Consider the following 14,718-nt stretch of genomic DNA (forward strand, 5'->3'; position numbering starts at 1 on the left):
TCAGGTATCCTGTAAATCTGATGTATCCACCAACATTAGGGTTCAATTCCCAATCGCCTTCCACGCGACTTCTGGTAGAGTATTCGAATGATCGAATAAAAACAATGAAAAGACCCGGATAAGAGCATCCCATGTCTGGTCTCGATGACAGATACCGGGGCGATGGCTATGCGGTCAGTGGATACCGGAGAGAGCAAGCGCCGACAGGTTTTGAGGTCTCGGGGATACAGATTCACAGTCGATGTTGGGCTGATGAATCCCATCCCTAGAACACGGAAACAGACGGTATCTTTCTTTTTCCTTAAGCTTGACCCCGCCGTCCACACCGGAGGGATGCTCTGCAAGGGTCAATAACCCTACTACAACAAATAAAAAATAAAAAATCCTCATTTTAAAAGTGTGTTGATTTTAAGGCGGATAGCAGCGGAGCGGCCCATTTGAATCTGAAGAAGCGAAGCGTTCGCCTTTGCCACTGAATTTTAACCCTTTAACGGGTTCATCCATTCTAAAAATTCAGTGGCAACAGCGATCGGAAGATCAATTGGACCGCGGAGCCGCCACACATAGAAAGAAGCATACTTTTAAGTGGAGGATTTTAATACTAGGAGTGATACGATGTTTAAGAAGATAACGATTAAATCTGATGAGCGCGGGCTGCTGTTCAAAAAAGGAAGCTACCACAAGTTGTTGCATCCAGGAACTTACCTATTAAAGACATTTCAGCAGGAAGCAGTTGAAATTTTGAATGTAGCCGAACCATTTTTTGTACCTGATCATGACATTCGTTTGTTTTTGACAGATCCCCTATTGCTTGAGCAATTGAATGTCATTGATGTAGAGGACCATGAATATGTGTTGCATTATGAGGATAATCGATTTGTGGAGCTACTGACGGCTGGAAAATATGCTTTTTGGAACATGCTCAAGGAACATCGTTTTGTTCGTGCAGATACTCGGCAGCCTGCAATTGATAAGGCATTGGGGCAAGCATTCTTGTCCAAGACACCGGGCTTCTGGAAGACACTTCAGGTGGGCAGCTATGAATTGGGATTTTTGTATTACGATAATGTGTTGCAGGGTGAGCTAAAACCGGGCAAATATTATTTCTGGATGTCCACAGTGAATACAGAGATCAAAACGATAGATATGCGACAACAGCAGATGGACCTGACGGGACAGGAAATCATGACAGAGGACAAAATCACGCTGCGCCTCAACTTCGTCTGTCAGTACCGTATCATCGACCCGTTGCGGGCGTTGGAATTCAGGGCATACGAGGAACAAATGTACATTATGCTTCAACTGCTGCTGCGCGAATATGTTGGCACGATGAAGCTGGATGATTTGCTGAAAATGAAGCAAGAGATTGCGGAATATGTTTTGACTCGACTGAATGAGCAGAGTGGCGAATATGGAGTGACTTTTACGTCAGCAGGGGTGAAGGATATTATTTTGCCGGGGGATATCAAGGATATTCTGAATACCGTGCTGTTGGCAGAGAAGAAGGCACAGGCCAACCTCATCACACGACGTGAAGAGACGGCATCCACTCGTAGTCTGCTCAATACGGCCAAGCTGATGGACGAGAATGCCACCCTCTTTCGTCTTAAAGAACTGGAATTCATGGAAAAAATCTGCGAGAAGATTGGCACGATTTCGCTGACTGGCGGAAATACGTTGCTGGAGCAGCTGAACACACTGGTTCACATGAAAGAGGGGCAGGGACTCCAATAACTGAAAATACTCCCGAACGATGAGTGCAAGCCGGCTCAAGGTTCGGGAGTATTTTTTGCTTTTTAGTTCGTCTTGGTGGATGCAAGAAAAGCGTCCATATCGATCACCGGAATGAGGGTACCCTGATGCTCCATCACTGTAGGGAACAACTCGCGTTGCCACTCTTCCTCATTGCTTTGTAGCTGACTGTCCTCAGCAGAAGCTGTGTCTTCCACCTGATCGACAAGCAGAGCAATCTTCGCACGGCTGAGCAAAATCATTTTGTCCTCGGCGGAATCGCTTGATGCAGGAAGAAACAGCTTTTTGCGTAAATTAAGGATCGTAAATACATTGCCGCGAATAGTCACCATTCCTTCATGCCACGCCTCGGAAAAGGGAAGCGGCGTTCCTTTTTTGGCATTCATGACTTCTTCTACTTCCACAAAGTTTAAAGCGAACTTTTTGTCCGCCAGACTGCACACAATAAATTCAGACATAGCAATTCTCCTTACATATTCAGATAAGCCATCACAGATTGTGAATGAGCGGTAAAATGGTTTAACTATTGCGTTTTGACAGATGGAACGATAAAGTTGAGGATGCGGTAAAGTAGTTGTAGTTAATCACAGAATATCACAAAAGAGCAGTTAAATCTTCCAAATTAACAACTATACGGCCAAGGCGTGGCTTCAAGTTTCCCTTCATATATAATGTTTGGGACTAAAGCTGTGTCCGCTGGCACTACATTTTAAGATAAGCGGGTTGAGGTAGAATGGATCATGAAAAGCAGCGATTAAGTATCGAGGCAGCCAGATTATACTATCTAAACGACTACAGTCAGCAAGATATCGCGGTCAGACTCGGGGTTTCGCGTCCTACGGTATCGCGGTTACTGCAGGCTGCCAAGGAACAGGGATACGTGCGGATCAGTATTGTGGACCCGATGGAGGATATGGACGCGCTCGGAGAGCAGGTGAAGAAGAAGTACGGACTGGATACCGTGTTAGTCTGTTATTCGCCGTTAAATGAATATCAGGAGATCAAGAAGCATATTAGCAAAAAAGCAGCCGATTATTTGCATGAAACGGTACAGGATGCTGATATTATTGGAGTGACATGGGGAACAACGATGCATGCCGTAGCGCTTCATCTCCAGCAAAAGCAGGTCAAGGGTGTTGAGGTGGTTCAGCTCAAAGGAGGCGTGAGCCATTCGCATGTCAACACATATGCCGTGGAAACCGTGAACTTGTTCGCAGAAGCCTTTCATACCATAGCACGGTATTTGCCGCTGCCTGTGATTTTCGACAGTCACGCCGTTAAGAAAATGGTCGAGGAGGATCGGCATATCCAGCGTATCATTGAACTTGGCAAGCAGGCGAACATCGCTGTGTTTACGGTGGGTACGGTCAAGGAGGATGCGTTGCTGTTCCGATTGGGCTATTTTAACGGGGAAGAGCAGAAGCTACTGCAAAGAATTGGCAAGGGCGATATTTGCTCGCGCTTTTTTGACGCTGAGGGCAATATATGCAGTCAGGAAATCAATAGCCGTACCGTCGGGATTGATTTGCCTGATTTGCGAAAGAAGGAGAAGTCCATTCTCGTCGCTGGAGGCCAGCGTAAAGTGGAGGCCATTCGGGCATCGCTGCGTGGCAAGTATGCGAATATTTTGGTGACGGATCAGTTTACGGCTCAAGCACTTTTACAATAGAGCAAGTCGTCTCAACCCAGCAAAATATACGGTTATGGCACGTCCCTACAGGGAAATATGAATTGTAGGTGACGCCTTGTGCATAAGCTTGAACATAATTTCAAAATGTGTTTTACATATGTTCAAAGCCGTGCTATGATGGTCTCATCACAGAGAAATAAATGACTTTTGTCTTCACACTATTTATCTAATGAAGGAGCTTTTAGATATGAACATTGCAGCATTAATCGACCATACATTGTTGCGTGCAGATGCGACGAAGGATGAAATTACGAAATTGACTGCCGAGGCCAAAAAATATCAGTTTGCTTCTGTATGTGTGAACCCGGCGTGGGTAGCTTATTCGGCAGAGCAACTGGCAGGTACGGGCGTGGCCATCTGTACGGTTATAGGTTTCCCGCTGGGAGCGAGCACGTCCGCAACAAAAGCATTTGAAACGAAAGATGCTATTGCTAACGGTGCGACTGAAATTGATATGGTTATTAACATAGGCGCTTTGAAGGCACGTGATGTACAGCTCGTCGAGCAGGACATCCGTGCGGTCGTGGAGGCAGCTGCCGGTACACTGGTAAAAGTGATTATCGAAACTTGCTTGCTGACAGACGAAGAGAAGGTACTGGCATGTGAGCTGTCCGTCAAAGCGGGAGCGAATTTTGTGAAAACCTCGACAGGCTTCTCAACAGGTGGAGCTACTGCGGAAGATGTGGCTTTGATGCGCAAAACGGTAGGACCTGAGATTGGTGTTAAGGCTTCAGGCGGTGTACGCAGTCTGGAAGACGTGCAAAAATTAGTAGAAGCTGGCGCAAGTCGGATCGGTGCAAGTTCCGGTGTGAAGATCATCGAGGGCGAGCAGTCTACATCTTCCTACTAAGTTTATTTTAAAGTCATGGAGGGATTCGCAATGAAGGATCAATTGATTCAAAAAGCGCTTGAGGCGCGTAAACAGGCATACGTTCCGTATTCGAATTTTCAGGTGGGTGCTGCGGTTCTCGGAAGCGATGGCACGATTTACCACGGATGTAATGTGGAAAATGCCTCCTACGGCTTATGCAATTGTGCAGAGCGGACAGCGATTTTCAAAATGGTATCCGAAGGCTGCCGGAAAATTGATTCGATTGCGGTTGTAGCTGATACGGAAGGGCCTGTGTCTCCATGTGGGGCCTGTCGTCAGGTCATTTCCGAATTTGCTCATCAAGATACCAAAATTTATCTGACAAACCTTCATGGCAACACAGAAGAGTGGACGGTGGATCAATTACTGCCGGGTGCCTTTCGACCTGCGGATCTGGGGAAATAAAAAAAAGAATGCCTCTTTGGGGCGCGTTCTTTTTATGGGTAATGTAAGCGCTTAATGTAATGAGGGGGAAATTAAATGAAATATGTAATCGCTCTGGTGGGACTGCTCGTTGTATTTGCACTTACTTACGTTGCCAGCAGTGACAAGCGCAAAATCAGGTATCGTCCGCTGGTGGTTATGGTTGTTCTGCAAGCAGCGCTTGCTTTCGTATTACTGCATACAGGAATTGGCGAATTTTTGGTCAAAGGCTTTGCAGAAGGTTTTAATAGTCTTTTGGCATATGCAACTGAAGGGATTAACTTTGTTTTTGGCGGAATTGCGAATGAAGGAGCAGCACCGTTCTTTATCGGTGTACTGCTGCCAATCGTGTTCATATCCGCGTTGATTGGTATTTTGCAATATGTAAAAGTGTTACCTTTTATTATTAAATATATCGGGCTTGTCTTGAGCAAAGTAAACGGAATGGGTAAACTGGAATCCTACAACGCTGTAGCTTCGGCTATCTTGGGTCAATCCGAGGTGTTTATTTCCGTTAAGAAGCAAATTGGTCTGCTGCCAAAACATCGGTTGTATACGCTGTGTGCGTCTGCGATGTCTACAGTGTCCATGTCGATTGTGGGAGCTTACATGCAAATGTTAAATCCCAAATATGTGGTCACAGCTTTGGTATTGAACCTGTTCGGCGGCTTTATTATCGCTTCCATTATTAATCCGTACAAGATTGAGAAGGAAGACGATTTACTGGAGGTTCAGGAGGAAGAGAAGCAGTCCTTCTTCGAAATGCTCGGGGAATATATTATGGACGGTTTCAAGGTTGCTATTACGGTAGCTGCGATGCTGATCGGTTTTGTGGCGCTGATTGCCATGGTTAACGGGATTTTCTCCTGGTTGTTTGGAATCAGCTTTCAGGCGCTGCTTGGATATGTGTTTGCGCCTTTCGCTTTTGTCATGGGTATTCCGTGGAACGAAGCCGTTCAGGCGGGCAGCATTATGGCTACCAAACTCGTATCCAACGAATTCGTGGCCATGCTGGATCTGACCAAGCAAACAGGCTTGTCGGAGCGCACGGTCGGGATCGTATCGGTATTCCTCGTATCCTTTGCTAACTTCTCATCCATCGGTATCATTTCGGGGGCTGTGAAGGGGTTGCATGAAAAACAGGGAAATGTGGTGGCCCGCTTTGGTCTGAAGCTGTTGTACGGGGCAACGCTGGTTAGCGTGCTGTCGGCAACGATTGCAGGGTTGTTTTTGTAAAAAAAACAGCGAGTCAGGAAAGGATTTTTATGATGTCTAAATTCAAACGGATTCACTTGGTGGTTATGGACTCGGTTGGTATCGGTGAAGCGCCGGATGCTGCCCAGTTTGATGATTACGATGTAGATACGCTCGGTCATATTGCCCGCGAACGCGGTGGCCTGAAGATGCCGAATATGGGTAAGCTCGGTCTGTCCAATATTCGTTCCATAGAAGGAGTGGCAGCGGCCGACAAGCCGCTCGCGTATTACACTAAGATGCAGGAAGCGTCCAATGGCAAGGATACGATGACGGGCCATTGGGAAATCATGGGCTTGAACATTGCGGTTCCTTTCCGTGTATTTCCTGATGGGTTCCCGGATGAGCTGATTCAACGCATTGAGGAGCACACAGGTCGCAAAGTTATTGGCAATAAGCCTGCTAGCGGAACGGAAATCATTGATGAGCTGGGCGAAGAACACGTGAAAACTGGAGCGCTCATCATCTATACCTCGGCGGACTCTGTGCTGCAAATTGCGGCGCACGAGGAAGTTGTACCTTTGAAGGAACTCTATGAGATTTGCGAGTTCTGCCGTAAAATCACGCTGGAAGATCCGTACATGCTGGGTCGCATTATTGCACGTCCGTTCGTAGGCGAGGCAGGGAACTTCTCCCGTACCTCCAATCGACATGATTATGCGCTCAAGCCGTTTGGCCGCACCACCATGAACGAGCTGAAGGATGCAGGTCTAGATGTGATCGCCTTGGGTAAAATCTCCGACATTTATGACGGTGAGGGTGTGACAAAGGCGGTGCGTACGGTGTCCAATATGGACGGCATGGATAAGCTGGTGGCTACGCTCGATGAGAATTTCACCGGATTAAGCTTTCTGAATTTGGTGGACTTTGACGCTGTATACGGTCACCGTCGTGATCCGCAGGGATATGGTCAAGCTTTGGACGATTACGATGCGCGTTTGCCAGAGGTTTTTGCCAAAATGACCGATGACGATCTGCTAATCATCACTGCAGACCATGGGAATGACCCGACGTATCGGGGAACGGATCACACCCGCGAATACGTACCTTTGCTGGCATATTCCCCGCGTTTTACAGCTGGGGGCAAGGAGCTTGCGGTTCGTAAAACCTTTGCTGATATTGGAGCGACCGTAGCAGATAACTTTGGTGTGAAACTGCCTGAACACGGAACGAGCTTTTTGGCAGAGCTTCAGTAATCAAGGACCAGCAAGAGTACAAGCAAGATTACTAGTAACAATATAAATAACGATACAAGCATGGACAAATGGGACGGAGGAATAAAAAACATGAGTGTACACATTGGAGCCAAACCCGGAGAAATTGCAGAAACGATTTTGCTGCCAGGAGACCCGCTACGGGCAAAATTTATTGCTGAAACGTATCTGGAGGACGTGACCTGCTACAATGAGGTTCGCGGAATGCTCGGATTCACGGGTACGTACCAAGGCAAACGCCTGTCTGTACAGGGAACTGGGATGGGGCTGCCTTCTATCAGTATTTATGTCAACGAGCTGATTAGCGAATATGGTGTGAAAAACCTGTTCCGCGTAGGTACATGTGGCGGAATGAAGGAGCATGTGCACGTTCGTGACGTCATTTTGGCACAGGCATCCTGTACGGATTCCGGCATGAACCGCCATATCTTTGGCGGCTACGACTACTCGCCGATTGCCAGCTTCGATCTATTGAAGGGCGCTTATGATCGTGGTGTTGCCAAAGGCCTGAACATGCATGTCGGTAATGTATTCAGCTCAGACAGCTTCTACCGTGATGACAAATCAGTGGTACAAAAGCTGATGGAATACGGCGTGCTGGGTGTAGAGATGGAAACTTCGGCTTTATATACGTTGGCAGCCAAGTTTGGCGTAAACGCACTGACGATTCTGACGGTAAGCGATCATTTGCTGACGGGGGAAGAAACGACCGCAGAAGAACGGCAAACAACCTTTAAAGAAATGATGGAAGTTGCACTGGATACAGCAGTATCTCTGTAAACGATCATACGCACAGTGAGGAGAAATGACATATGAGAATGGTAGACTTGATTGAGAAAAAACGTGACGGAAAAGAACTGAGTACGGAGGAAATTAATTTTATTATCCAAGGCTACACTCAGGGTGAAATTCCCGATTATCAAGTCAGTGCATTGGCGATGTCCATTTTCTTCAAAGATATGACTGAACGCGAACGCGCTGATCTGACGATGGCGATGGTTCATTCGGGTGATACCATTGATCTGTCCGCGATTGAAGGTGTAAAGGTCGATAAGCATTCCACTGGCGGTGTGGGTGATACAACAACGCTGGTACTGGCTCCGCTCGTAGCGGCCTTGGACATTCCGGTAGCCAAAATGTCAGGCCGCGGCCTCGGACATACCGGAGGAACAATCGACAAGTTGGAGGCTATTGCAGGCTTCCACGTCGAAATCAGCAAGGACGAATTTGTGGATTTGGTGAATCGCAGCAAAATTGCGGTCATCGGACAAAGCGGTAACCTTACACCTGCGGACAAAAAGCTGTATGCCTTGCGTGACGTTACGGCGACGGTCAACTCGATTTCGCTGATTGCCAGCTCGATTATGAGTAAGAAAATCGCTGCCGGCTCCGATGCCATCGTGCTCGATGTAAAAACAGGTGCAGGCGCATTTATGAAAACCGTAGATGATGCCAAAGCACTGGCACATGCTATGGTGAGCATCGGTAACAATGTGGGCCGAAAAACGATGGCAGTCATTTCCGATATGAGTCAACCGCTGGGTGTAGCCATTGGTAACTCACTGGAAGTAAAAGAAGCGATTGATACGCTGCGTGGCCAAGGACCGAAAGATCTGGAAGAGCTGTGTATGACTTTGGGCAGTCAGATGGTATTTTTGGCAGGGAAAGCAGATTCCCTCGAAAACGCCGAAGAGAAGCTCAAAGAAGTCATTCGCAATGGCAAAGCACTGGAGAAATTCAAAGAGTTTATTGCGAATCAGGGCGGTGACGCTTCTGTAGTGGATCATCCTGAACGCTTGCCGCAAGCACAGTATCTTATTGAGGTGCCTGCGAAGCAGGACGGTGTGGTAGCTGAAATCGTGGCTGACGAAATCGGTACCGCAGCGATGTTGCTTGGAGCAGGACGTGCGACCAAAGAATCCGAGATTGATCTGGCTGTCGGCTTGATGCTGAACAAAAAGGTCGGGGATGCTGTTCAAAAAGGCGATTCACTGGTTACCATCCATGCGAACCGTGAAGATGTAGCTCAAGTACTGGAGAAAATCTACGCGAACATCCGTATTGCGGATCATGCGGAAGCACCAGTGCTGATCTATGGAACAGTGACAGAGTAAGCGGTAAGCCCTATTCAAAAAGTCGTATTGGGTGCCTTTGATCAAGTTTGAAAAATATGACAGCCGGACTCATAATAGATATGAGTTCGGCTTTTTTTATTGTAAGGCGGAGGGCAAGAGGGAGAGAGACATGTTCAGATTATACAGCGATGTTCGGGGAGCAGCCTATGAAAGACTGATTGATTATGCTATGGAACGGGCAGACACGTTTATGCTAGGCATACACTGCATTCTCTGAACCATCTGACCATTTTCGAGCAGGATATACGAACACTACCGCACGCTTTATTCGAATTGGAATCGTTGGAGTCACTGACGATACGAGTAGCGGATTTGGAAGAGCTACCGGCTGACATTGCCAAGCTGACCCGGCTCAAAAGCCTGAGGATCAGCTGTGGATGCTATGATCGCCCGGCACCAGATGTTAAAGTAATTCCCAAAGAGGAGCTGGCATTCCGGCATTTGCCTCCTGAAATTGGAGAGCTGCAACAACTGGAGTATCTGGATATCCAGTATAGCGGAATCCGTACGTTGCCTCCTGAAATACAAAACTTGAACAATCTACGCTCTTTGGACATTGTGAACGGATTCATCGAATCGCACCCGATTTTATATATAAAATGACTTGGCTGGATCGCTTCCTTATAGAAGATAAGCCGTTCCATCTGTGCAATCATGGTGACGACTGAAGGATAGATAAGAAAAGGAGGAAATCAAATGATGGAGAAATGGGTTTGGATGGGGGTTGCAGGGGCAATTGTGGGTTATGCCACTTTTGCTAGTTTTCCGACACACACATATACTACATCAACGTCGAGTGTGACGCATCCAGCAATACCGCTAAGCGTGCAGAATAAGCAGGGAGGCACAGCGAAGCGTATCGTACATGATCAAAGAATGCATTTTGAAGGACAAGGCGAAACGAACTTTAAATTTGAAGAGGGGCGCAAGCTGTACATCAGTATCAAGAATGTTGGAAAGCAGCCCATACAATACAAGCTCAACAGTTCGAATGGATCGGACTTGCAAGGTACAACGAGCGGATTTTCCAGTCGAACGTTGCAGCCAGGAGAACGCCATGATCTGCTGTTTGTAAAGCCAGAAGGGCAGGATGAAGCAGCAAATGACTCCTTGAAAGAGCTGATTTTGAAAGTAAGTACGGACGATGGATCGCAAGGAAACGTTAAAACCTTCGCATATATTACACTGTAAGCCCCTTCCAGAAAGGGTGCGACATGCGGTCATTAGTCTACTTATGTTACAATAGAACGGTTGAAGACTTAATGAACAGAATAGGTCAGAGCAGAAAGCAGAAAGGATGACCCGTTGTGCCCAAAAACCATGAATTCGGTAATCAAAAGATGTCACGGAGGCTGTCACTGACAGCCATTTTACTTACACTTACCTTTGTAGCACTTACTGGCTGTGGTCAGGATAAGAATGCTGAAACCATTGATACTGGAAGCAGTACAAGCGTAATCGAGAACGGAGCCGGTGGTAATCGTAGCGGTTCAGCCCAAAGTGACAAAGCAGCGAAAGAGAGCGAGAGTGCAGAAAACAGCGGTACTGATGCACAAAAATCAACTCCTTCGGCTCCATCTGCTTCATCGGATACATCTTCTTCTCCGGCAACCTCCAATCCATCGCAAAATCCATTTGAGGTAGCGGGTATTCAAGATCCTAAAGCGTTTTTGAACACGTTCAAAGCGCTGCAGAAGGCAGTTGCCGACAATGACAAGGAAAAAGTGGCCAATTATATTTTGTACCCTCTGCGTGTTAATGATAGTGAAAAGTCGCTAACGATTCCGAATAAGAAAGATTTTATGGCCAAGTATGATCAGATTTTTACGGATGCAATTCGCGAGGCGCTGGTGAATCAAAAGACAGATGATTTGTTTGTTAATTATCAGGGAGTCATGGTGGGATCGGGTGAACTGTGGTTGAGAAGAGCTACGGACAATCCGAAGCTTTTTGGAGTCTTTTCGATTAATCTTGAAACGGTTGCCAACTAAGTCGTACTTCGTGTGTAAATGACCTCTAAACGGTCGGAAACATATATCATGTTTCTGACTGCCCCCCTCTTAAAGAAAGAAAAGTCCAGATGATACATACCAAAAAAAGGTTTGACATCACTCCTAAACTCTCGTATTATATCCATATAACTCATTAAACAGGTAGGAATTAAAGAATTAATGTATGATCTCGCCATTTTGGCGGAGAACCTCTAGGAACAGCAGGCAGACACTGTCCACGTGACAGGTTTGACCTATCAGGGCTGCATCAGGGAATTCTCCGCTCTTTTTTTGATTATGTCTGTCAATAACAGGCGTAAATGAATACAAATTACATAGAATTCGGGGTGTCTTGATGAAAAGGCAATGGAAAAGTGGACTTATTCTCGGACTATCTTTGGTTTTAACGATTATGCTGAGCGCTTGCGGGGCAAGCAAGGGAGGGACGCAGGCGGATGGTAGTTCTGCTGCCGGTTCCAAGGAAGTGGAGTTGCTCAATGTTTCTTATGATCCGACCCGTGAGCTGTATGAGGCATATAATAAAGCGTTTGCCGCCCATTGGGAGAAGGAGAAAGGACAGAAGGTTACGATCAAGCAATCTCATGGAGGATCTGGCAAGCAAAGTCGTTCTGTGCAGGACGGGTTGGATGCGGACGTGGTAACTCTGGCCCTGGGCTACGATATTGATGCGCTACAGGAAAAAGGACTTGTTAAAGAGGGGTGGCAAAGTAAATATGAGCATAACAGCGCCCCGTACACTTCAACCATCGTGTTACTGGTGCGCAAAGGGAACCCGAAAGGGATCAAGGACTGGGACGATTTAATCCGTGGCGATGTGCAAGTTATTACACCGAATCCTAAAACTTCGGGCGGAGCACGTTGGAACTATCTTGCAGCCTGGGCCTATGCGCTCAAGAAGAACAATAGCGATGAAGCTAAAGCCCAGCAGTTTGTACAGGACCTGTATAAGCATGTGCCCGTACTGGATAGCGGAGCACGTGGAGCGACAACGACTTTCGTAGAGCGTGGAATTGGCGATGTGCTGATTGCATGGGAAAATGAAGCATTGCTCTCCGTGAAGGAGCTGGGTGCGGATAAATTCGATATCGTATATCCATCGATCAGTATATTGGCTGAACCTCCGGTAGCAGTAGTCGATAAGGTGGTAGATAAAAAAGGTACACGCGAGGTGGCGGACGCGTACCTGAAATATTTGTACAGTGAAGAAGGGCAGACCATTGCTGCCGAAAATTATTATCGCCCAACACTGGAGAGTGTGACGGCAAAGTTCAAGGATCAATTTCCTAATTTGGAGCTCGTAACCTTGAAGGATGTATTCGGGACATGGAAGGAGACGCAGCAGAAGCATTTCAGCGACAAAGGCATTTTTGACCAGATTTATGTACCCGGCAGTTCATAAAATAGGTGGACTGTGTAGGCGATTGATCGGTAGCCGCGAGTGTCATAGTGAATGGATTCAGAGAGGGATGAACAGAACATGAGTCAAGTGCAAGCCACCCGAAAACGCGTACTTCCCGGGTTCGGATTAACAATGGGTTATAGTGTGCTGTATCTCAGTCTGGTGGTGCTGGTGCCTTTATCGGCACTGCTTCTGAATTCAACTGGACTGACGTGGGAAAAATTTTGGGACGTGGCGACTGATGTCAGGGTGCTGGCTTCCTACAAGGTAAGCTTTTTGTGTGCCGCGGCTGCGGCGCTGATCGACCTGTTTCTCGGTTTATTGATAGCCTGGGTGCTGGTGCGTTATGAGTTTCCGGGGAAACGAATTTTTGATGCGGTGATTGATCTGCCCTTTGCTTTGCCTACTGCCGTAGCGGGGGTTGCTTTGACTGCTCTGTATGCGCAGAATGGCTGGATCGGTTCATTGTTTGAACCGCTTGGATGGAGGCTGGCATACTCACAGACGGGAATTACGCTAGCATTGATGTTTATTGGCATTCCGTTCGTCGTACGGACAGTTCAGCCGGTTTTGGAGGAGCTGGATAAGGATGAGGAGGAGGTCGCTGCTACGCTGGGAGCTGGCAGATGGCGTATCTTCTGCAACGTTATTGTGCCGGAGCTGGTGCCACCGCTGTTGACGGGTTTTGCGCTCGCCTTTGCCCGTGGTATTGGCGAGTACGGTTCTGTCGTCTTCATCTCTGGCAATATGCCGATGAAGACGGAAATTGCTCCACTGCTCATAATGTCCAAGCTGGAGCAAAATGACTATGCAGGAGCTACGGCGGTAGCGTTGATGCTGTTGGTAATTTCATTCGTGCTGTTACTCGTGATTAACAGCATTCAGCGCTGGTCACGGCGCCGTGCAGTTTAACGTAACTGCCTAAACGCAACTGTCTAATGTAATTATCTAACGTTAACATGCAGGGCTGCGCATGATAACCGCATTCTAAGGAGGGATACACCATGTCACAAGCAATAACTGGGCAGGAGCTTGCTTCTGCACCAGTGCCTTCATCCGCACCGCCCAACAGGGTCACGACCGAGGCCACTTGGGTGAAGTGGACGCTAATTGGTGCTGCTTTTTTAGCTTTGCTCTGGGTACTGGTATTGCCGCTAATCGTCGTGCTTACCGAAGCGCTCAAGCAAGGATGGGGCGTCTACGTCGAAGCGTTACGGGACCCAGATGCCATGTCTGCATTGCGGTTGACGCTGCTGGTGGCAGCGATAACGGTACCGCTGAATACGGTATTTGGTGTAGCTGCCGCTTGGCTGATCACGAAATTTCAATTTCGCGGCAAAGGCTTGCTGGTCACCTTGATTGATTTACCCTTTGCCATCTCTCCTGTCGTCGGAGGGCTGATGTATGTATTAGTGTTCGGCGCACAGGGCTGGCTTGGACCGTGGTTGGACGAGCATGATATTAAAATTATATTTGCTCTGCCTGGTATTATTTTAGCGACGCTGTTCATCACCTTTCCATTTGTGGCGCGAGAACTCATTCCAATGATGGAAGATCAGGGACAGCAGGAGGAAGAAGCGGCGGTCATGCTAGGCGCGCGCGGTTGGCGCATTTTCTGGAAAGTGACGTTGCCGAACATCAAGTGGGGTTTGTTGTATGGCATCATTTTGTGTAATGCGCGAGCCATGGGTGAGTTCGGTGCAGTGTCCGTCGTTTCTGGACATATCCGTGGAGAGACGAATACACTGCCGCTGCATGTAGAAATTTTGTATAACGAATATCAGTTCTCGGCATCTTTTGCGGTGGCCTCGTTGTTATTGTTACTTGCTCTGGCAACCTTGGTACTTAAAAGCTGGTTTGGACGCAAACGCGTGCATTAATTTATGATTTTGTATATGATCCCTCAGGGCCTCTCTTTGCGTCTATCGTCTGTTAACGGCGGGAAGATGGGAAGAGAGGCCCTTGTTC

General features: G+C 47.4%; 15 protein-coding genes. 14 read left to right on the forward strand and 1 reads right to left on the reverse strand.

From position 1 onward, the window contains the following. Positions 1-615 precede the first annotated feature (615 nt). Entirely contained in the window at positions 616-1,734 is a 1,119-nt protein-coding gene (locus MHB46_RS18540) for a slipin family protein (RefSeq protein ID WP_341163069.1), read from the forward strand. A gap of 62 nt (positions 1,735-1,796) precedes the next feature. Here MHB46_RS18540 and MHB46_RS18545 read toward each other — a convergent pair whose 3' ends face one another. Continuing rightward, a complete protein-coding gene (locus tag MHB46_RS18545; RefSeq protein WP_023990387.1) occupies positions 1,797-2,210 on the reverse strand; it encodes a chemotaxis protein CheW in 414 nt (137 codons plus the stop codon). A gap of 275 nt (positions 2,211-2,485) precedes the next feature. Between MHB46_RS18545 and MHB46_RS18550 the strand changes: the two genes are divergently transcribed. The 13 genes from MHB46_RS18550 to cysW all read left to right on the forward strand — a co-directional run bounded on the left by MHB46_RS18550 (position 2,486) and on the right by cysW (position 14,630). Then, positions 2,486-3,421 (forward strand): sugar-binding transcriptional regulator, encoded by a 936-nt coding sequence (locus MHB46_RS18550; RefSeq protein WP_023990386.1) that lies wholly within the window; start codon positions 2,486-2,488, stop codon positions 3,419-3,421. 208 nt (positions 3,422-3,629) lie between these two features. Continuing rightward, complete coding sequence (gene deoC / locus MHB46_RS18555; protein ID WP_341163070.1) at positions 3,630-4,292, forward strand: deoxyribose-phosphate aldolase; 663 nt, start codon at positions 3,630-3,632, stop codon at positions 4,290-4,292. A gap of 30 nt (positions 4,293-4,322) precedes the next feature. Continuing rightward, positions 4,323-4,718 carry a cytidine deaminase gene (locus MHB46_RS18560; protein WP_029519322.1) on the forward strand — a complete coding sequence of 132 codons (396 nt, stop codon included), beginning with the start codon at positions 4,323-4,325 and terminating at the stop codon, positions 4,716-4,718. Positions 4,719-4,793: 75 nt separating this feature from the next. Beyond that, positions 4,794-5,972, forward strand: coding sequence for a NupC/NupG family nucleoside CNT transporter (locus MHB46_RS18565; RefSeq protein WP_013312038.1), 1,179 nt, complete (start codon positions 4,794-4,796; stop codon positions 5,970-5,972). Between the two features lie 29 nt (positions 5,973-6,001). Further along, complete coding sequence (deoB, locus tag MHB46_RS18570) at positions 6,002-7,186, forward strand: phosphopentomutase (protein ID WP_190298005.1); 1,185 nt, start codon at positions 6,002-6,004, stop codon at positions 7,184-7,186. A gap of 90 nt (positions 7,187-7,276) precedes the next feature. Then, positions 7,277-7,984: a purine-nucleoside phosphorylase gene (gene deoD, locus MHB46_RS18575; protein WP_013312036.1), complete on the forward strand. Its 708-nt coding sequence runs from the start codon at positions 7,277-7,279 to the stop codon at positions 7,982-7,984. A gap of 32 nt (positions 7,985-8,016) precedes the next feature. Beyond that, on the forward strand, positions 8,017-9,318 hold the full coding sequence (locus tag MHB46_RS18580; RefSeq protein ID WP_341163071.1) for a pyrimidine-nucleoside phosphorylase: 1,302 nt from the start codon (positions 8,017-8,019) through the stop codon (positions 9,316-9,318). 333 nt (positions 9,319-9,651) lie between these two features. Then, positions 9,652-9,942, forward strand: a complete 291-nt coding sequence (locus tag MHB46_RS18585) for a hypothetical protein (protein ID WP_341163072.1) — start codon at positions 9,652-9,654, stop codon at positions 9,940-9,942. 93 nt (positions 9,943-10,035) lie between these two features. Further along, positions 10,036-10,530: a hypothetical protein gene (locus tag MHB46_RS18590; RefSeq protein WP_341163073.1), complete on the forward strand. Its 495-nt coding sequence runs from the start codon at positions 10,036-10,038 to the stop codon at positions 10,528-10,530. 116 nt (positions 10,531-10,646) lie between these two features. Next, positions 10,647-11,330, forward strand: a complete 684-nt coding sequence (locus MHB46_RS18595; protein WP_025722514.1) for a hypothetical protein — start codon at positions 10,647-10,649, stop codon at positions 11,328-11,330. A 355-nt stretch (positions 11,331-11,685) separates the two neighbouring features. Then, positions 11,686-12,750, forward strand: coding sequence for a sulfate ABC transporter substrate-binding protein (locus MHB46_RS18600; protein WP_341163074.1), 1,065 nt, complete (start codon positions 11,686-11,688; stop codon positions 12,748-12,750). A 78-nt stretch (positions 12,751-12,828) separates the two neighbouring features. Next, positions 12,829-13,662, forward strand: a complete 834-nt coding sequence (gene cysT / locus MHB46_RS18605; protein ID WP_254329475.1) for a sulfate ABC transporter permease subunit CysT — start codon at positions 12,829-12,831, stop codon at positions 13,660-13,662. A gap of 92 nt (positions 13,663-13,754) precedes the next feature. Next, positions 13,755-14,630 carry a sulfate ABC transporter permease subunit CysW gene (cysW, locus tag MHB46_RS18610; RefSeq protein WP_190298001.1) on the forward strand — a complete coding sequence of 292 codons (876 nt, stop codon included), beginning with the start codon at positions 13,755-13,757 and terminating at the stop codon, positions 14,628-14,630. The last annotated feature ends 88 nt before the right edge of the window (positions 14,631-14,718 follow it).

Source organism: Paenibacillus sp. FSL H7-0703 (assembly GCF_038003485.1).
GTDB lineage: Bacteria > Bacillota > Bacilli > Paenibacillales > Paenibacillaceae > Paenibacillus > Paenibacillus polymyxa_B.